Origin of the sequence: Streptosporangium sp. NPDC023615 (assembly GCF_040640155.1) — a bacterium.
In the GTDB taxonomy this organism is placed as follows: domain Bacteria; phylum Actinomycetota; class Actinomycetes; order Streptosporangiales; family Streptosporangiaceae; genus Streptosporangium.
In genome coordinates this window covers 211,410-229,389 of the sequence record NZ_JBFABE010000001.1, presented here as the reverse complement: position 1 = coordinate 229,389, position 17,980 = coordinate 211,410, and the positions used below count along the sequence as shown (strand labels likewise).

At 72.2% G+C, this 17,980-nt stretch carries 14 protein-coding genes and 1 pseudogene; 3 read left to right on the top strand and 12 right to left on the bottom strand.

Going from position 1 to position 17,980, the window contains the following annotated elements; genetic code table 11:
* Positions 1–30 precede the first annotated feature (30 nt).
* The 4 genes and pseudogenes from AB0G16_RS01005 to AB0G16_RS00990 all read right to left on the bottom strand — a co-directional run bounded on the left by AB0G16_RS01005 (position 31) and on the right by AB0G16_RS00990 (position 6,632).
* The gene (locus AB0G16_RS01005; protein WP_307562194.1) at positions 31–453 is read right to left on the bottom strand and encodes a roadblock/LC7 domain-containing protein; all 423 of its coding nucleotides are present in this window, start codon (positions 451–453) and stop codon (positions 31–33) included.
* The gene (locus tag AB0G16_RS01000) at positions 450–3,755 is read right to left on the bottom strand and encodes a nitrate- and nitrite sensing domain-containing protein (RefSeq protein WP_362797039.1); all 3,306 of its coding nucleotides are present in this window, start codon (positions 3,753–3,755) and stop codon (positions 450–452) included. The genes AB0G16_RS01005 and AB0G16_RS01000 overlap by 4 nt, the downstream gene beginning before the upstream one ends.
* 164 nt (positions 3,756–3,919) lie before the next feature.
* Positions 3,920–5,329: pseudogene (locus AB0G16_RS00995) on the bottom strand (aminobutyraldehyde dehydrogenase); the annotation flags it as partial.
* A 31-nt stretch (positions 5,330–5,360) separates the two neighbouring features.
* Positions 5,361–6,632, bottom strand: coding sequence for a glycosyltransferase (locus tag AB0G16_RS00990; RefSeq protein WP_362797038.1), 1,272 nt, complete (start codon positions 6,630–6,632; stop codon positions 5,361–5,363).
* A gap of 126 nt (positions 6,633–6,758) precedes the next feature.
* Here AB0G16_RS00990 and AB0G16_RS00985 point away from each other — a divergent pair, with 126 nt between their 5' ends.
* Entirely contained in the window at positions 6,759–7,367 is a 609-nt protein-coding gene (locus AB0G16_RS00985) for a TetR family transcriptional regulator (RefSeq protein ID WP_362797037.1), read from the top strand.
* Here AB0G16_RS00985 and AB0G16_RS00980 read toward each other — a convergent pair.
* From AB0G16_RS00980 to AB0G16_RS00965, 4 genes are read right to left on the bottom strand one after another with little or no spacing between them, the layout of a single operon-like run.
* Positions 7,361–8,386 carry an ABC transporter ATP-binding protein gene (locus AB0G16_RS00980; protein WP_362797036.1) on the bottom strand — a complete coding sequence of 342 codons (1,026 nt, stop codon included), beginning with the start codon at positions 8,384–8,386 and terminating at the stop codon, positions 7,361–7,363. The two genes, AB0G16_RS00985 and AB0G16_RS00980, sit on opposite strands and share 7 nt — an antisense overlap.
* The gene (locus tag AB0G16_RS00975; RefSeq protein ID WP_362797035.1) at positions 8,386–9,159 is read right to left on the bottom strand and encodes an ABC transporter permease; all 774 of its coding nucleotides are present in this window, start codon (positions 9,157–9,159) and stop codon (positions 8,386–8,388) included. Before AB0G16_RS00975 ends, AB0G16_RS00980 begins: the two co-directional genes overlap by 1 nt.
* Positions 9,152–10,003, bottom strand: coding sequence for an ABC transporter permease (locus AB0G16_RS00970; RefSeq protein ID WP_362797034.1), 852 nt, complete (start codon positions 10,001–10,003; stop codon positions 9,152–9,154). The genes AB0G16_RS00975 and AB0G16_RS00970 overlap by 8 nt, the downstream gene beginning before the upstream one ends.
* 26 nt (positions 10,004–10,029) lie before the next feature.
* Complete coding sequence (locus tag AB0G16_RS00965; protein ID WP_362797033.1) at positions 10,030–11,154, bottom strand: spermidine/putrescine ABC transporter substrate-binding protein; 1,125 nt, start codon at positions 11,152–11,154, stop codon at positions 10,030–10,032.
* 169 nt (positions 11,155–11,323) lie between these two features.
* Between AB0G16_RS00965 and AB0G16_RS00960 the strand changes: the two genes are divergently transcribed.
* The gene (locus tag AB0G16_RS00960; protein ID WP_362797032.1) at positions 11,324–12,463 is read left to right on the top strand and encodes a hypothetical protein; all 1,140 of its coding nucleotides are present in this window, start codon (positions 11,324–11,326) and stop codon (positions 12,461–12,463) included.
* Between the two features lie 130 nt (positions 12,464–12,593).
* On the top strand, positions 12,594–13,562 hold the full coding sequence (locus tag AB0G16_RS00955) for an SIS domain-containing protein (protein WP_362797031.1): 969 nt from the start codon (positions 12,594–12,596) through the stop codon (positions 13,560–13,562).
* An 81-nt stretch (positions 13,563–13,643) separates the two neighbouring features.
* On the opposite strand, the gene AB0G16_RS00950 is transcribed toward AB0G16_RS00955, so the two are convergent.
* Genes AB0G16_RS00950 through AB0G16_RS00935 form a run of 4 tightly spaced genes read right to left on the bottom strand, consistent with a single transcriptional unit; the run spans position 13,644 to position 17,975 of the window.
* Positions 13,644–14,231 carry an ATP/GTP-binding protein gene (locus tag AB0G16_RS00950; protein WP_362797030.1) on the bottom strand — a complete coding sequence of 196 codons (588 nt, stop codon included), beginning with the start codon at positions 14,229–14,231 and terminating at the stop codon, positions 13,644–13,646.
* Positions 14,212–14,574, bottom strand: coding sequence for a DUF742 domain-containing protein (locus AB0G16_RS00945; protein ID WP_362797029.1), 363 nt, complete (start codon positions 14,572–14,574; stop codon positions 14,212–14,214). Before AB0G16_RS00945 ends, AB0G16_RS00950 begins: the two co-directional genes overlap by 20 nt.
* A gap of 33 nt (positions 14,575–14,607) precedes the next feature.
* Positions 14,608–15,021 carry a roadblock/LC7 domain-containing protein gene (locus AB0G16_RS00940; RefSeq protein ID WP_362797141.1) on the bottom strand — a complete coding sequence of 138 codons (414 nt, stop codon included), beginning with the start codon at positions 15,019–15,021 and terminating at the stop codon, positions 14,608–14,610.
* 5 nt (positions 15,022–15,026) lie between these two features.
* Complete coding sequence (locus AB0G16_RS00935) at positions 15,027–17,975, bottom strand: nitrate- and nitrite sensing domain-containing protein (protein WP_362797028.1); 2,949 nt, start codon at positions 17,973–17,975, stop codon at positions 15,027–15,029.
* Positions 17,976–17,980 lie beyond the last annotated feature (5 nt).

The window sequence follows — 17,980 nt, the reverse complement described above, 5'->3', positions numbered from 1 at the left end:
GCGCCAGCCTGGTGCGTCCATATCACCCCCCTATCGCTGTACCGACTGCAGCTCGGCGCGGAGAGCAGGCGTGAGCGCCTGACCGGCACGTTCTGCGAGCAAGGTCATCTGGTAGGCCACGAGGCCCATGTCGCAGTCCGGCGAGGCCAGCACGGCCAGCGCGGAACCGTCGCTGATGGACATCGTCAGCAGCAGGCCCCGCTGCATCTCGATCACCGTCTGTGCCACGGGGCCGCCCTCGAAGACGCGCGAGGCGCCCTGGGTGAGGCTGATCAGACCGGCCGTGATCGCGGCGAGCTGGTCCGCCCGGTCCCGGGGAAAGCCCTGGGAGTAGGCCAGTGGAAGCCCGTCCGCGGAGACGATCACCGCGTGCGCCACCCCCGGCATCTCCTTGACGAACTCGGTGATCAGCCAGTTGAAGCCGCGGGCGGCCTGGCTGAGTTGGTTGTTCACTGCTGGTTCTCTCCCTCGACGGCGTTGGCGCGCTCACTCATCTCGGCGCGTCCCTGCCGTACGCCTTGCTGGAAACTGGACAGACGACTGCGCACCCGTTCGGCCGAGATCGGCGGCATCGGCGCGGCGGGCGCCGGCGCGGCCGTCGAGGCGGAACCGGGGACGAGGTTCGCCTTGGGCACCCGCTTGGGCAGCCCGGCTCCGGTCACGCCGCCCTCCACGGGCTTCTTGGCGACCTCGGCGGCGGCCCACCCCTGGTCGGAGGGGCTGCTCCACGGCTGCCTGTCGGCGGGCGCGGCCGCCCTGAGCGGCTCCGGCTGCCGCGGAGCCTGCGGCGCGCCCTGCGACGGCTGCTGGAGCTGCCTGGGCTGACGCTGCGGAAGCGGCTGCGACGCCGAAGACACCGAGGACGGGGACGGGTGCGAGATCTGCGGGAAGTTCTGGGTCTCGAGTCCCTGCGGGCCTCGCCTGACCCGCTGCTCCAGCGGCCGCGGCCTGCCCTCGCCGACGGACTGGGCGCCCTGTCCGGACGTCTGTCCGGACGTCTGCCCGGACGTCTGCCCGGCGGCCTGCTCGGTGACGGGTCCGCCGGACGCCTCCTGCCCGTGGGCCCGTCCCGGCTCGGCGTCGTGGTCCTGCTCCGCCTCGGGGACGGCGGGCGCGGGGGTGCGGAACCAGTCGGATCCCACCGCCGCGAAGATCGGCAGGAACTCCTCGGGCTCGGGCTCGGTCGACGAGAAGTCCACCGCGGGCAGGGCCTGGGTGCTGTCCAGCGGTTCGGGCCGCCGCGCCGCCCACGGATCGGACGGGGACGGCTCCGGCCAGGCCGAGGGGAACGACGGGGCGGACGGGGGCGGGGCCGCCGTCAGCGGCGCCGACCACATGTCCTCCACCGCCGAGGCCGAGGCCGTCGGCCCCGACCAGAGGTCGGCGGAGGCCTGGCCGAACGCCGGCGAGGGCTGCCCGTTCCCGTCCGGGGGCCGGCCGGCGTTCCCGGCGCCGAACGCACCGGAACCGGGCGCGGAGGCGAACGGGTCGGCGCCGGGCGCCGAGGCGAACGGATCACCGCCGGGCGCGGAGGCGAACGGGTCGGGCCGCTGCGGCGCGCCGAACGTGCCGGAACCGGGGACCGAGGCGAACGGGTCGGGGTTCTGGTCCGGACCGGGCGCGCCGAACGTGCCGGCGGCGGGGACCGGGGCGAACGGGTCGGGCCTGCGCGCCGAGCCGAACGCGTCGGACCGTCCGGCCGTGCCGAACGGGTCGGGGTTCATCGAGGCGAACGGGTCGGCGACGGGCGCGGACCCGAACGGGATGCCGGACCCGCCGAAGGAGCCGGACGGCCCGCCCTGCCCCGCCATGGCCATCTCCGGCATCGCGGTGGCCTGGGCCACCACCTGCGCGGGCAGCAGCACGACGGCGCTCAGCCCGCCGGTCTCCGGCCGCCTGAGCTGGACCCTGATGCCGTGGCGCATGGCCAGGCGGCCGACCACGAACAGGCCCATCCGCCGGGAGACCGACAGGTCCACCGCGGGGGGCTCGGCCAGCCGCCGGTTGGCCTCGGCCAGTTCCTCGTCGCTCATGCCGATGCCGGAGTCGGTGACCGCCAGGATGACGGCGCCCGTCTCGTTGCCGTTGCTGGTCACCGTGACCTTGGTGTCCTGCGGCGAGAAGAAGATCGCGTTCTCCACCAGCTCCGCGATCAGGTGGACGATGTCGTTGACGGCCTGGCCGATGATCGAGGTGCCCGACTCGACCCGGAGGTTGACCCGCTCGTAGTTCTCGACCTCCGACAGCGAGGCGCGGACCACGTCGCTCAGCGGGACCGGCTCGCTCCAGCGGCGGCTCTGTTCCTGACCGGCGAGGACCAGCAGGTTCTCGGAGTTGCGGCGCATGCGGGTGGCCAGGTGGTCCAGCTTGAAGAGGCTGCCCAGCCGGCCCTCGTCCTGCTCGCCCTGCTCCAGGTCGTCGATGAGGTCGATCTGGCGTTCCACCAGCGACTGGGTGCGCCGGGAGAGGTTGACGAACATCGAGTTGATGTTGCTGCGCAGCCGGGCCTCGTCGCCCGCCAGCCGGATGGCCTCGCGGTGGACCTCGTCGAAGGCGCGGGCCACTTCCCCGATCTCGTCGCGGGAGGCCACCCCGATGGAGGGCACCTCGACGTCCGGGGCGTGGTCGCCCGACTCCCGCAGCACGCGGACGGTCTCGGGGAGCCGGCTGCCGGCCACCTCGAGCGCCTCGCTGCGCAGCTTGCGCAGCGGCCGCACGAGCGTGCCGGCCACCCAGGCGGTGATGAGCAGGATCAGCACGAGCAGGACCAGGATCGAGGCGCCGGAGATGATGGCGCTGCGCTGCTCGGCGCTCTCCAGCGCCTGGCTGCGGGCGACCACCGAGGCGGCCAGGCCGCGCTCGACGGTCCGCATGCCGTTCACCTCGGCGGAGACGGCGTTGTACCAGACGTCGGCGCTGCGCAGCCAGCTCGGGCCGATGCGCTCCAGCGGCTTGTTCTCCCGCATGAGCGACATGACCAGGGTGCGCATGCTGTTGGCCTGGATGACCTGCGTGCCGCCGACCACCGTGCCGAGCTGCTGGATCTGACCGGTGGCGGCGGTCGCCCGGAAGGCGTTCTCCTCGCTCTGCTGGCTGCGGTACGCGCCCAGCAGGTCGGCCGGGTCGTCGAAGTCGAACTTGCGGTCCAGGAAGCTGACCAGCAGGGTGCCGCGCTGCCGGGCGACCTGCTCCTTGGCGCGGCTCAGCGCGCCCAGCGCGAGCGCGTCGCCGATGAGGCGCTCGTCGCCGCCGCTGCGGCCCAGGTCGTCGTGGAGGGTGATGAAGTCGGTGATCATCCGGCTGTACATGCCGAGGGCCGCGCGGGGCAGCACGCTGCCGTCGGTCATCAGCCTGCGCAGGCCGGGGAGGCCGTTCAGCCAGCGGCGCACCTGGGCGGCCTCGAGGCGGATGCGGGCCGCCTGGGACTGCTCCAGGGCGTCGATGGCGTCCTTCACCTGCTCGCTGGTCCGGTCGACCACCGCGCGCTGCTCCCTGACGTTGGCGAGCCGGGCGCGGGTGCTGCTGGCGACGTACCAGGCGGTCAGGTCGCGTTCCTCGGCCATCTCGTGGGAGAGGGTGCCGAGCGACTCGACGAGCGAGGCGACCTCGGTCATCCGGCGGTACTCGCCGGCCGTGGACAGGGCGGTGGTGAGCTGCAGGCCGGTGAGCAGTACGGCGGCGGCGGTCGGGAGCAGGATCAGCGCGACCAGGCGGGGCCGCACACGCCAGTTCGCCGGCAGGAGACGGCTGCCCATTCCCGACGCCCGGTGGTTCCGGTGGTCTTGTGTCTTCACTGGCCTACGTAACCCCTCGCCGGACTGGGAAGCGGCGGAAGCAATTTGAGCACATCCTTTATGTCACTTCGAATGGAGTAAGCACCGACGGACACCCGTAAAAGGGACCCACCGTATCAAAGATTTCAGGCTGGTCGAAAGGAATCCCTCACCTCCGGCGCCTGGTGTTTGATCATCAGGTGGCGGGTCACCGAGTACTCCCCGACCGCCTCCTGGCTCATGTCCTTGCCGAAACCGCTGCCCTTGACCCCGCCGTGCGGCGCCTCCGAGGCGATGGGCAGGTGGTCGTTGACCCAGGTCACGCCGACGTCCAGGCGGTGCGAGACGCGCAGCGCCCTGGAGACGTCACCGGACCAGACCGAGGAGGCGAGCCCGTAGGGGGTGTCGTTGGCGAGCCGTACCGCCTCGTCCTCCCCGTCGAAGGGCAGGGCGACCAGCACCGGGCCGAAGAGCTCGCCCTGGACGACCTCGCTGTCCTGGGCGGCCCCGGCCACCAGCGTGGGCGGGTAGTAGAAGCCGGGTCCCTCCAGGGGCGCGCCGCCGCACAGCACCGAGGCGCCCCGCGCGACCGCGCGCTCGACGAACCCGTGCACGCGCTCACGGTGACCGGCCGAGATCAGCGGCCCGATGTCGGAGGCCGGGTCCCAGGGGTCGCCGGGCCGGACGCGCTCCAGCGTCGCGCGCAACGCCTCGACCGCCTCGTCGTACACCCCGCGCGAGATGTAGACGCGCGTCGCGGCCGTGCAGTCCTGGCCGGTGTTGTAGGTGGCGCCCATCGCCACGCCCGTGGCCATCGCGGCCAGGTCGGCGTCGTCGAAGACCAGCGCCGGGGCCTTGCCGCCGAGTTCCAGGTGGACCCGCTTCAGCGAGCCCGTCGCGCCGCGCATCACGGCGCGGCCGGTCTCGGTGGAGCCGGTGACGCTCACCATGTCCACGCCCGGGTCGGTGACGAGCGCCTGGCCCACCTCGGCGTCGCCCAGCACGACCTGCAGCAGCCCCTCGGGGGCGCCGGCGCGGGCGAACAGCTCCGCCAGCCGCAGCGTGGTGCCCGGCGTCTGCGGCGCGGGCTTGATCACCACGGCGTTCCCGGCGGCGAGCGCCGGGCCGACCTTCCACACCGCCATCACCAGGGGGAAGTTCCACGGGGCGATCGAGCCCACGACGCCGACCGGGCGGCGCACCATGACCGAGGTGTAGCCGGCGCTGAACACGCCCGCCCCGGTGCCGTCCAGCGAACGGGCCGCCCCGGCGAAGAAGCGGAGGTTGTCCGCGGCGAACGGCAGCTCGCCGTCGCGGAAGACCGCGGCGGGCTTGCCCGTCTCGGCGACCTCCAGCCGGGTGAGCTCCTCGGCGTCGGCCTCGACGAGGTCGGCCAGGCGCAGCAGCACCCTGGCCCGCTCGGCCGGGATCAGCGCGCCCCACTCCTCGAACGCGGCGCGTGCCCGCCGCACCGCGGCGGCCACCCCGGCGACCGGGGTGTCGGCCGCGCGCGGCAGGGACTCGCCGGTCGCGGGGTTGATCAACGTACCCATGGGGCCTCTTCCGTGGTGATGGGGTGAGGGGCCGTCAGGCGCCGGCCCGCTCGATCAGGTCGGCGGCCCTGCGCAGGCCGTCGCGCCCGCGGATCTCCGCGCCCGCGGCGGCCAGGCGCTCGCGCAGCGCGGTGTCGCCCAGCAGGCGCTCCAGCGCGCCGGTCAGCTCCTCGTCGGCGAAGGCGTAGGTGGCCAGCCGCACGCCGTAGCCGAGCTCGTGGACGCGCTGGGCGTTGTCGTACTGGTCCCAGAAGAGCGGCAGCAGGATCATCGGCTTGCCGAAGTGCAGCGCCTCGGTCACGGTGTTGTTGCCGCCGTGCGTGATGACCAGGTCGACCATGGGGATGATCGTGGTCTGCGGCACGAACTCGGCCCCCCACATGTTGCCGGCGAGCTTGATCTCCTCGTGCAGCGGGCCCATCGAGACGATGAAGCGGTACGGGGTGCCGGCCAGCACGTCGATCACCCGCTGCATCAGGGAGACGTCCGCCGAGCCGAGCGAGCCCAGCGAGAAGTAGACGAGCGCGCCTTCACGGGCGGCCAGCGAGGCGGGCAGCTCGAACTCCCCCTCGGTCTCGCGGACCGAGGAGTCCAGCCGGTGCCAGGTGTCGCCCAGCGGGCGGGCGTCCGTGTAGTCGAGGAGCTCGGGGAAGACGTACAGGTTGAGGTCGCCCTCGTGGATGAAGTCCAGGTCGGGCAGGGGCGGGGCGCCCTGGGCGACGACCCACTCGTTGAAGGCGGTCCAGATCTCACGGTGGGTGCGGTCGTACTCGGCGCCGAAGGCCTCCCACTCCGAGCGGTCGGCGGCGGGCAGCCCGGAGAAGACCGGGGGGACGCCCTCGCCGCGCACCTCCAGCGGGTTGCACGAGACGATGCGCACGAACGGCTTCCCGGCCGTCAGCAGCGCCGGGAACGTGATGACGTTGTCCTCGACGATGACGTCCGGGCGGACGCGCTCGATGATCTCCCTCAACCGAGGCTCGCTGTACCTGGCGCCGTCGATGAGGGCGTCCCAGATCGGCTTGGTGACGGTCTCGAGTTGTTCCCGCGTGGACTTGCGGTATTCCGGGGCGGTGTCCCTGATGAAGTCCTTCCAGAACTGCCCGGCGTCCTGCTCCTCCTCGGAGGGGGGCGCGAGATCGACCAGGTCCTCCTCGAATCCGAGCGCCTCCAGTTTCCCCTTCCAGGAGGCCTCGGCGGCGAAGACGACCCGGTGCCCGCGCCGGCGAAGAATGTCACCGATGCCGATGCAATTGTTCGTCGGCCCGTAGGCACTCTCCGGCATGAACAGGATCGTGAGAGACATCACGCCTCCTTGCGTCTAGGGGGTTACGGCTTTTGAAAAACGGTGTAAATCGCGGCTGGTAAAAACGCTGGGAAAGGGTCACTATGGACCCCGGCACAGAGCGTGCTCTTCGAAGAGCGGGGAAGCATGACGCGCAAGGGACGGGCGGACAGACGCCTGGATCTCATCGCGGCCGCACACCGCGCGATCATCAGGCACGGCACCGAGGGAGTGCACCTCAACCACGTCGCCGAGGAGGCCGGGCTCACCTCCGGGGCCGTCCTCTACCACTACCCCCGTCTCAGCGAGCTGCTGGTCGACGCCCACCACGCCGGGATGGAGCGCTTCTACGAGCAGAGGCTCAAGCGGATCGCCGGGATGCGCGACCCCGCGGAGAAGCTGGTGGTCACCGTCCGCTCCGGGCTGCCCCACGGCCCGGACGACCCGGACGTGCGGCTGCTCAACGAGCTCGGCGGCGCCGCGCCCCGCAACAGGATGTACGCGCTGCTGCTGACCACCCTCTACGACCGGCAGGTCTCGCTCTACCAGAGCATCCTGGACACCGGCGCCGCCCTGGGGGCCTTCACGCTCTCCGGCGACTGCCTGACCGTCGCCCGCAACCTGGTCGCGCTCGAGGACGCGTACGGCTACCGCATAACGGCCCGCCACCCGGTGATCGGCCCGCAGGAGGCGGCGGACCTCATCCTCGACTACGCCAGGACCGCGACGGGTCACCCGCTCAAGTCGTCTCATTGAGGGACCAGCACCCCGTCCGCGTCCGCCCAGCCGAGCGCCACCGGCGAGCCCGCCCGGACCCGCGTGGCCCCCTGCACGGCCACCAGGACCGGCGCCGGACGTCCGGCGACCAGGACCGACACGTGCGAGACGCCGCCGTAGAAGCTCACGTCGACGACCTCGCCGCGCAGCACGCCCTCGGCGCCGAGCCTCAGGCGCTCGGGACGCACGGCGAGCAGCGCGGGCGTGCCGTCGGGCATCGTGGACACGCCGGGCAGGACGCCGAGGCCGTCCGCGGCCAGGCCCACCGAGCAGGCCCGGCCGGCGAAGAGGTTGTTGGCGCCGACGAAACCGGCGACGAACGGGGTGCGCGGGCGCTCGTACAGCTCGACGGGGGCGTCCACCTGCTCGACGCGCCCGGTGTCGAAGACCGCGATCCGGTCGGCCAGCGACATGGCCTCCTCCTGGTCGTGGGTGACCACGACGAAGGTGATGCCGACCTCGTCCTGCAGCCGCTTGAGCTCCAGCTGCATCTCCGCGCGGACCTTCTTGTCCAGCGCCGACAGGGGCTCGTCCAGCAGCAGCAGGCGCGGGCGCTTGACGATCGCGCGGGCCAGCGCGACCCGTTGCCGCTGACCGCCCGACAGCTGCTGCGGCCTGCGCCCGGCCATCGCGCCGAGGCCGACCTTCTCCAGCACCTCGCCGACCCGGCGGCGCACCTCGGAGCGGTCCAGCCGCTCCCGCTCCAGGCCGTAGGCGACGTTCTTGGCCACGGTCATGTGCGGGAACAGCGCGTAGGACTGGAACATCAGGTTGACCGGGCGGCGGTGGGCCGGCCTGGCGAGCAGGTCCTCGCCGTCGAGCGTGACGGTGCCCTCGTCGGGCGACTCGAAGCCCGCCAGGATCCGCAGCAGCGTCGTCTTGCCGCACCCGCTGGGGCCCAGCAGCGCGAAGAACTCGCCCTGCCGGATCTCCAGGGAGACGTCCGACAGCGCCGTGACGTCGCCGAACCGGCGGCTGACTCCCGTGATCTTCAGCATCAGGACAGGGACTCCGTCAGTCGGGTCATCCGCTGGGCCACGATCACCACGGTGAAGCTCACGAGCAGCAGCAGCGTGGCCAGCGCGTTGATCTCAGGGGTGACCCCGAAGCGGACCATTGAGTAGATGACGATGGGCAGGGTCGGCGTGGTGGGGGCCGACGTGAAGAACGCGATGACGAACTCGTCGATGGACAGCGTGAACGCCAGCAGCGCCCCGGCCACGATGCCCGGCGCGAGCTGAGGCAGCGTGACGCGGGCGAACGTGGTCAGCGGGGTCGCGCCCAGGTCCCTGGACGCCTCCTCCAGGGAGGTGTCGGCGTGGGTGAGGCGGGTGCGGACCACCGCGGTGACGAACGCCGTGCCGAACACGGTGTGCGCCAGCAGCACCGAGTGCAGGCCCAGGGTCGAGCGGATCGTGGCGTAGAAGACCAGCAGGCCGATGCCGAGCACCAGGTCCGGCAGGATCGCCGGCAGCATGCCGACCGCGTCCAGCGTCCGCGACCGGGTGTGGCGGACCAGGCCCACGGCCAGCAGGGTGCCCAGCACCGTGGCCAGCGCGGTGGAGCCCACGGCCACGATCAGCGTGTTGACCAGGCCCTCGCGGATCCTCTCGTTCTGGGCGAGCACGCCGTACCAGTCGAGGCTGAACCCCTCGTGGACGTAAGGGGACTCGCCGGCGTTGAACGACATCGCCACCAGCACGACGATCGGCGTGTACAGGAAGACGTACGACACCCAGAAGGGCACGTACAGCAGGCGGGATCTACGCACGTCGGGCACTCCAGGCCTGCAGCAGCAGCAGGACGACCAGCACGGCCAGCAGCGCCAGCACCAGGGTGGACCCGAACGGCCAGTCGCGCGCCTTGAGGAACTGGTCCCTGATCAGGTTGCCGACCATGATGGAACGGCCGCCGCCGAGCAGCTCGGGGATGATGAAGTTGCCGAAACTCGGCACGAACACGAACAGGCAGCCGGTGAGGACGCCCGGCAGGGTCAGCGGCAGCGTCACCGACGCGAACGTGCGCGCCGGCGAGGCGCCGAGGTTGGCCGAGGCCTCGCGGAGCTGGGGGTCCAGCCGCTCGATCGCCGCGTACAGCGGCAGCACCATCAGCGGCAGGTAGGAGTAGACCAGGCCGACGACGATCGTGCCCTGGTTGTAGAGCAGCTCCAGCGGCTTGTCGATCAGCCCCATGTCCAGCAGCGCGCTGTTGACCAGGCCGGGACCGCTCAGCAGCACGATCCAGGCGTAGATGCGGATCAGGAAGTTCGTCCAGAACGGCAGCACGATCGCGACCAGCGCGATCGTCTTCCACTTCCCGGGCAACCGGGCGATCAGGTAGGCCGTCGGGTAGCCGATCAGCAGGGTGATCAGCGTCGCGAGGCCGGCCAGCTTCACCGAGCCGACCAGCACCTCCAGGTAGAGCGGGTCCAACAGCCGGGTGAAGTTCTCCCCGGTCACCTCGTAGACGACACCGCCGAAACGGCCCCTGCGGAACAGCGTGAAGCCGATCAGCAGCACCAGCGGGATCAGCATCAGGACGATCAGGTACGTCAGGCCGGGCCCCAGGAAGACGAGTCTTCCCAGGGCGCGCGAACGGCGCGCCCGTGATCTCACGGACGCGCCGGAAACGGTGGAACGCGTCACTGCTTGGTCGCGACCTCGGTCGCGAGCCTGGTGAACTTCACCGAGTCCTCGCCCAGGTCGATGATCGACTCACCCTTGAGCAGGTCGGACGGGGTCATCTGGAGCGGGGCGTTGGCGGCCTTGAGCTTGGCGTCCATGGCGTCCATGGCGGCCTTGTTCGGGACCTTGTAGAGGATGTTCTCCGCGGCCCAGCCGTGCACCTTCGGGTCCAGGATGTAGTTGATGAAGGCGTGCGCCGCCTCCTTGTTCTTGGAGGACTTCAGCACGACCATGGTGTCCACCCACAGGTCGCTGCCCTCCTTGGGCACCGCGAACTTGATGTTCTTCTCGGTGGTCGGGCACCAGCCGTCCCACGCCTCGACCATCACGGCCTCGCCGCTCTTGAGCTTGTCGCCGAACGTCGTGTCGTCGTAGCCCAGCAGCTTCGGCTTGGCCTCCAGCAGCTTGGCCTTCACCTTGGCGATCTCGTCGTCGCTCCTGGTGTTGACCGAGTAGCCCAGCGCCTTGATGGCGGGCAGGGCCAGCCAGCGCTCGGTGGTCATCATGGTGACCTTCTTGAGCGCCTCGGCGGGCGGGTCGAGCAGATCGTTCCAACTCGTGGGGGCATTCTTCACCAGGTCGGTCCGGTAGCAGATACCGGTGGTGCCCCAGGTGTAGGGGACCGAGAAGACGTTGCCCTTGTCGTAGGAGAGTTCCTTGGCCTCGGGGTAGAGGTTCGCGAGGTTGGGGATCAGCTCGGGGTGCAGCGGCTCCAGCAGGCCGGCCTCGTTGAGGGCCTGGGCGTACTGGCCGGAGACGAAGGCCACGTCGAGACCGGTGTCGGCCCCGCTGGTCAGCTTCGCCATGGCCGCCTCGTTGGTGTCGTGCAACGTCACCTTGAGGTCGGTCTTGAGCTTGGCCTTGACCTCGGTGGCCAGTTCCTTGGGGGTGTAGCCGTCCCAGACGGTGACCGTGACGCTCTGCTTGGACAGGTCGGCGTTCGGGTCGAGCTGCGCCGAGGAGGCTTCCGCGGCGGGAGCGGCGGCGGTGTCGGGGGACTCCCCGCCACAGGCCGAGATCGCGAGCGCGAGACCGGCGGCCAGGGCGGCGGCCGGGAGACGACGGATGTGAGTGCGGGGCACGGCCGCTACTCCTTAAGAAATCAGGTAAGTGGGGTAGACCGGCCGTGAGGGGACACGGCAGACCAAAGCAGGAGTGTTGCAGTCAACATTAACTTGAGCAAGACTGCCCCCGACATCACCCCTGGAAAGTTTGGTCCGCTTGTTAAATCCATGTTCAATCTGGGACAAGTTGGACACGGTTCCCGAGGCCGGCGACGGACGGACCGCCGCCCTGCTCACCGCTCTGACCTGCGAGAAGACCGGTCCGTTCGCCGTGCGGCACTTCCGGCCGCTCCCCGACGCGATCCACGAGCGTCTTTCAATCGACACTCAATCGTCATCGTCACCCCAGGCCCCCGGGGCCCCCGGAGCGGCCGAGCGTGGCTTCGACGTCGATCAGACCAACCGCTCCGTGGTCGTCGGCGAGCGGGTGGTGGTCAAGTGGCTCACCCCGCCCGCGCCGTTCCCCCAGCCCGCGCCCGAGGTGTTCGCCCACCTGACGGCGACCGGCTTCACCGCGACCGCCACCCCGTACGCGTCCGTCTCGCGCCGCGCCGCCGACGGCTCCGAGTCGCTGGTGGCCCTGGTCACCGCCTACCTGCCCGGCGCCCGGGACGGCTGGGAGTGGTGCGTGGACGAGGCCGTCGCGGGCACCACCGCCTTCGCCGCGGACCTGGGCGCCCTCGCCGCCGACCTGCACGCGGCCATGGCGACCCCCTCACCCGTCCTCCCCGACCCGGTGCGCCGCGCCGCGCCCGTACCCGCCGCCGGGCAGAGCCCCTGGTGGCTCCGGGCGGAGGAGGCGCTGCGGGAGGCGCTCGCCCTGACCGGCGGCGAGGACGGCGACTGGCTGGCCGCCCGCGCCGGCACGCTCCGCGCGGCCCTGGCCCCGCTGAGCTCCCCGGGCCCCGTCCCGCTGATCCGCATCCACGGCGACCTGCACGTCGGCCAGGTGCTCCGCTGGCGGGACGGGTACGCGGTGATCGACTTCGACGGGAACCCGACCGTCACCGGCGCCGACCCCTTCCAGCCCGCCGCCCGCGACCTCGCCCAGCTCACCACGAGCCTCGAACACGTCGGCCAGGTCGCGATCCTGCGCCGCGGCGCCTCCCCCTCGGAGATCGCCGGATGGGCCGCCGCGTCCCGCGCCGCCCTGGAGGGCGCCTACCGGGAGCGCCTGACCGCGCTGGGGCACGCCGCCCCGCTGGACCGTTCCCTGCTGGGCGCCTTCGAGATCGAACAGGAGTGCCGCGAGCTGGTCTACGCCGCCCGGCACCTGCCCCGCTGGCGCTACGCCCCGATGGGCGTGCTGCGCTCCCGATACCCGTGACCCCCTCCCCCGGCGCCACCGGCGCCCCCGCCCCCCTCGGTGCCTTCACCGCCCCCGGTTCCCCCGCCGCCCCCGCCGTCCCCCGGTCCCGGCCGGTGCCCGCGCCCGCGTTCCCGACGAAGGAGAGCACGTGATCCCCGACCTCTACCTCGCCGACCTGGAGGCCAAGCCCACGGCGCTGGCCCGCCTGGCCGACGCCCTGGCGGAGGGCGACCCGTTCCCGTCGATCCCCGCGCCGGTCCGGCGGGTGCTCCTGCTGGGCATGGGCAGCTCCCGCTACGCCGCCCGGGTGGCCGCGCTGCGGCTGCGGGCGGCGGGGGTGGACGCGGTGGCCGAGTACGCCTCCGCCGCGTCGTCCTACCCGCCCGGTCCCGGGACCCTGGTGGTCGCGATCTCCGCCACCGGCGGCAGCCGGGAGACCCTGGACGCGGTCGCCCGCCACCGGGGCCGCTCCCTCGTGCTCGCGCTGACCAACGCCCCGGACTCCCCCGTCACCGAGGGCGCCGACCTGGTGGTGCCGATGCTCGCGGGCGAGGAGCGCGGCGGCGTGTCCTGCCGGACCTTCCAGCACACCCTGGCCCTGCTGCTGGCGCTCACCGCGCGCCTCACCGGCTCCGTCCTGGACGTGCCCGGCCTGCTGCTGCGTACCGCCGAGGCCACCGCCGACCTGCTGGACCGGCGCGGGGAGTGGCTGGAGGACGCGGCGGCCCTGCTCGACGGCCCGCACGGCGTCTACACGATCGCCCCGGCCGAGCGCCTGTCCTCCGCCGAGCAGTCGGCCCTGATGTTCCGCGAGGGCCCGCGCAGGCCCGCCGACGCCTGCGAGACCGGCGACTGGGCCCACGTGGACGTCTACCTCACCAAGACCCTCGACTACCGCGCCGTCCTGTTCCCCGGTTCCCGGTACGACGAGCAGGCCATGGACTGGATCCGGCAGCGGAATTCGACCGTCCTGACCGTCGGCGGCGACCTGCCCGGTGCCGCGGCCTCGATCCGCTACCGGCACGACGACGACCCCGACGTCGCGCTGCTGACCGAGACGCTGGTGCCCGAACTCGTCGCGGCCCGCTGGTGGCTCACCCCCGAGCCGACGAACTGACGCACCGGCGCGGCCGGGCGCGAACCGCCGGCGGGCCCGCGCGACCGCCGGACCCGGCCGAGGCCGCCCCGCCCGCGGGTCCTACACCGAGGTCCCGTACGCCGTGCGGACCCGCAGCACGTGCTCGACCAGGGTGATCAGCGTGCCCTTGACGGACTCCCGGGAACGGGCGTCGGTCCGCACGACCGGGACGTGCGGGGCCAGCGTCAGCGCCTCGCGCACCTCCTCCTCGTCGTGGGGGAACTCCCCGTTCCAGCCGTTGATGCCGACGACGAAGGGGAGCCTGGCCTCCTCGAAGTAGTCGATCGCGGGGAAGCCGTCGGCCAGCCGCCGCGTGTCGATCAGGACCACCGCGCCGATCGCGCCGCGGACCAGGTCGTCCCACATGAACCAGAACCGGTGCTGGCCGGGCGTGCCGAACAGGTACAGGATCAGGTCGCGATCCAGCGACAGCCGGCCGAAGTCCATCGCCACCGTCGTGGTGGTCTTGTGCGGCGTCAGCCCCAGGTCGTCGACCCCGGCGCTGGCGTCGGTCATGACCGCCTCGGTGGTCAGCGGCACGATCTCCGACACCGACCCGACGAACGTGGTCTTGCCGACGCCGAACCCACCCGCGACAACGATCTTTGTCGACGTCAGGCCGCCCTGGCTAGAGCCTGCGAAGTCCACTGAGCACCCTTTCGAGCATGTTGAGATCCGGTCGTCCCTCGTCGAGATGCGGCTGGTGGATCCGGACGAGACCCTCGTCGACCATATCCGCCACCAACACCCTGGCCACGCCGAGCGGAACCCTCAGCAACGCCGATATCTCGGCGACCGAACGGTACGAGCGGCAGAGTCCGATGATGGCATCCTGCTCCGGTGTGAGCAGAGCCAGATCCTCCTCCATGATGAAGGAGGAGGAGACCAGTGTCTCGATCGCCAGGTGGAAACGGGGCTCGGACCTGCCGCCGGTGACGGCGTACGGGCGGAACAGGGGCTCGTCGTCCCCGGCCGCGTCACTCCCGAGCACGGGCCTGCCCCGCCGGCGGGCCGGAGGCGGCCACTAACGGCCCCGGGCCGACTGCAGCTCGGCGCGGAGCGCCGGGGTGAGCACCTGCCCCACCCGCTCGACGAGCAGCGTCATCTGGTACGCCACCAGGCCCATGTCGCAGTCGGGCGAGGCCAGCACGGCGAGACAGGAACCGTCGCTGATGGCCATCACCAGCAACAGGCCCCGCTCCATCTCCACCACGGTCTGGGTGACCGCACCCCCCTCGAACACCCTGGAGGCCCCCACGGTCAGGCTGAGCAGACCGGCCGCGACGGCGGCGAGCTGGTCGGCCCTGTCCCCCGGGAACCCCTCCGAGCTCGCGATCCTCAGCCCGTCGGCGGAGACGCACACCGCGTGCGCGACACCGGGCGTGCCCCGGACGAACTCGGTGATCAACCAGTCGAACCTGCGCGCCTCATGACTCAGGGGCGTCACGAGCCCTCCTCCCTGTCCCCCGGTCGCCCGGTGGTGGTCTCGACTACTTCGGCGCGGCCCCGCCGCACACCTTGCTGGAAACTCGACAGCCGGCTGCGCGCCCTCTCGGGCGAGAGCGACGGCACGGGGGAGGAGGGCGCCGCGGCGGTTCCCGGCACCAGGTTCGCGCGGGGCGTGCGCTTGGGCAGGCCCGCCGCGGTGATCCCGCCGAGTGAGGGGTCGCTCGCCGCCCGTGCGGCCTGCCAGCCCGCGTCGGCGGGGGTGCTCCAGCCGTCCCGGCCGTCGTCCTCCCGTGCCGCCGTTTCCCCGTCCGGCTCGTGGGCCGCCGGGGACGACGGATCGCGGACCGGCACACCGGACGCGGGGGTCCGCTCCTCCCCCTCGTCCGGCCCCGTCCCGTAGGCGGCGTCCGTCCCGGGACCGGAGGACGGGACCTCCACCGGCCGGCCCCCCTCCTCCTCGCCGCCCTGCTCGCCCTGCTCGCCCTGCTCGCCCTGCTCGCCCTGCTCGCCCGCCCGGCGGAACCAGGCCGACTCGATCGAGGCGAAGATGGGCAGGTACTCCTCCTGCTCGGCCTCGAACGGGGAGACGCTCGCCGCCGGCAGCGCCTCCGCGCTCTCGCCGTACGCGTACGAGGACCGGCCCGGATCGACCGGCGCCGGGACGTGCCCGTTACCGTTGCCGCCGGCGCCGCCGGCCCCCCGCCTGGGCAGGGGCGGTCCGTCGCCCGTCACCCCCGCGGGCGCCGCCCACTCCTGCGGCGTGTGCTCGACCGGCAGCGGATCCCGCCCGAACGAGGAGCCGCCGGGCAGCGAGGCCTCCCCGGACGAGCCCTGCCCGAACGGCTGCTCGTACGAGGACCGCCCGAACGAGTCCCGCGCGGCCGCGGGGAGCGCGCCCGCCTGCGGCTGGGACCCGAGATCGTGCGACGTGCCCTGATCCGCGCCCCAGGAGGGGGTCCGCACCGGCCGGACCTCCTGGATCACGATCTCCGCCGGGAACAGCACCATGGCGACGGTGCCGCCGCCCTCCTGCGGGCGGAGCTGGACCCGGACGCCGTGGCGCAGCGCCAGGCGGCCGACCACGAACAGCCCCATCCGCCGCGACACCGAGACGTCGACGACGGGTGGGTCGGCCAGGCGGCGGTTGACCTCGAAGAGCTCCTCCTGCGTCATGCCGATGCCCGGGTCGCTGACCGCGAGCAGCGCCCCGCCCCCCTCGATCATGCTGCTGGAGACCGTGATCGGGCTCTCCCTGGGCGAGAACTGGATGGCGTTCTCCACCAGCTCGGCCACCAGGTGGACGATGTCGTTGGCGGCGGCGCCCGTGATCGAGATCGTCCGGTGCACCTTGACCTGGACCCGCTCGTAGCCCTCGACCTCCGACAGGGAGGCGCGCACGACGTCGATGAGCTTGGCCGGCCGGCTGCGCCTGCGGGCCGGCTCGTGACCGGCGAGGACCAGGAGGTTCTCGGAGTTGCGCCGCATCCGGGTGGCCAGGTGGTCGAGGCGGAACAGGTCGGCCAGCCGGCCGCCGTTCTCCTCGCCCTTCTCCAGGCCGTCGATCAGGGAGATCTGCCGCTCGACCAGGGTCTGCGTACGGCGCGACAGGTTGACGAACATGGCGCTGATGTTGGAGCGGAGCTCGGACTCCTCGGCGGCCAGCCGGACCGCCTGCCGGTGGACCTCGTCGAAGGCGCGGGCGACCTCGCCGATCTCGTCGCCGGTCTCGACGGAGATGGGGGCGACGTCGGGCGTCCGCGTCTCGCCGGAGAGCCGCAGCCGGCGCACGGCGTCGGGAAGCCTGAAGCCCGCCACCTCCAGCGCCTCGGCCCGGAGCCGGCGCAGCGGCGCCACCATCGAGCGGGCGATGACGATCGTCAGGCCGAGGACCAGCAGGAGCATCAGGAGGATCAGCGCGGACGTGATGATCGCGTCGCGTTGCTCGGTCTCCTCCAGCATGCGGGCCCGGATGACCACGGCGGCGGCGACCTCGGTCTCGACCTTGCGCATGCGCTCCAGGATCGTGGCGTTGTCCGAGAACCACTGCCTGACCTCGTTGAAGTCCGAGAGCAGCCGCCCGGTGTGGGCGGGATTCCCGGCGAGCGCGATCACCCTGGCCTTGGTCAGCTCGGCCCGGTGCGCCCGCTCGTCGATCAGCGCGGCGGCCAGGAGCCTGCTGTTGGCCGGGCTCGCCTCGACGCCGAAGTCCGCCGTGAACTCCCCCATGCGGGAGCGTGAGGCGATGAACTCCTCGATCTCCTGCGCGTCGATCAGCGAGGGCGCGTAGTAACCCGCCAGCAGGCGGACGCGCTGCCGGGAGACCTCCTCCTTGGCGTACGCCAGCGCGCTGAGCGCGCGGGTGTTGCCGATGATCTCCGAGTCGTCGCTGACCAGCGTGAGCTCCTCGTGCAGCCGGAGCAGCGGGGAGATCATGAACCTGTATCGTTCCAAGCGGGCGGTGCCCGGCAGCCCGCGCAGCTCCTCCAGGCCCTTGAGCTGGTACGTCGCGTCCTTGGCGGCCTCCACGACCCGGCTCCCGTAGGAGGCGTCGATGGTCGCCAGGGCCGGCAGCGCCTTCGCGACCAGGGCGTCCACCGCCCTGCGCTGGGCCTCCGCGTTCGCCTTCAGGCTCGCGTTGGAGGGCTGGAAGGACGCCCAGGCCCCCCTGTCACGTTCCGATCCGAGCCCCTGGGCGAGAGCGCGGAGGGTGTCGGAGTGCTCCGCCGCGGCGGCGGTCCGCCGGTGTCCGGACACGTCCTCGACCGAGGCCACCACGCGCGCCCCGGCGAGCACGACGCCCACCGCGGTCGGGACCAGGATCAGGGCCGTGAGGCGCGAGCGCACCCGCCAGTTCCTCAGGCCGAAGCGGGCGGCGAGCCGCCGGGGGCGGCCGGACGCGCCGGACGCAGCAGGCCGAGCACTCTCGGATGTGGCCGTCGTCACCGCTC

Excerpts from the sequence above, each read along its gene's own strand:
- AB0G16_RS00985 (WP_362797037.1), top strand. The coding sequence starts at position 6,759 with ATGACGCGCAAGGGACGGGCGGACAGACGCCTGGATCTCATCGCGGCC.
- AB0G16_RS00990 (WP_362797038.1), bottom strand. The coding sequence starts at position 6,632 with ATGTCTCTCACGATCCTGTTCATGCCGGAGAGTGCCTACGGGCCGACG.
- AB0G16_RS01000 (WP_362797039.1), bottom strand. The coding sequence starts at position 3,755 with ATGGGCAGCCGTCTCCTGCCGGCGAACTGGCGTGTGCGGCCCCGCCTG.
- AB0G16_RS00980 (WP_362797036.1), bottom strand. The coding sequence starts at position 8,386 with ATGCTGAAGATCACGGGAGTCAGCCGCCGGTTCGGCGACGTCACGGCG.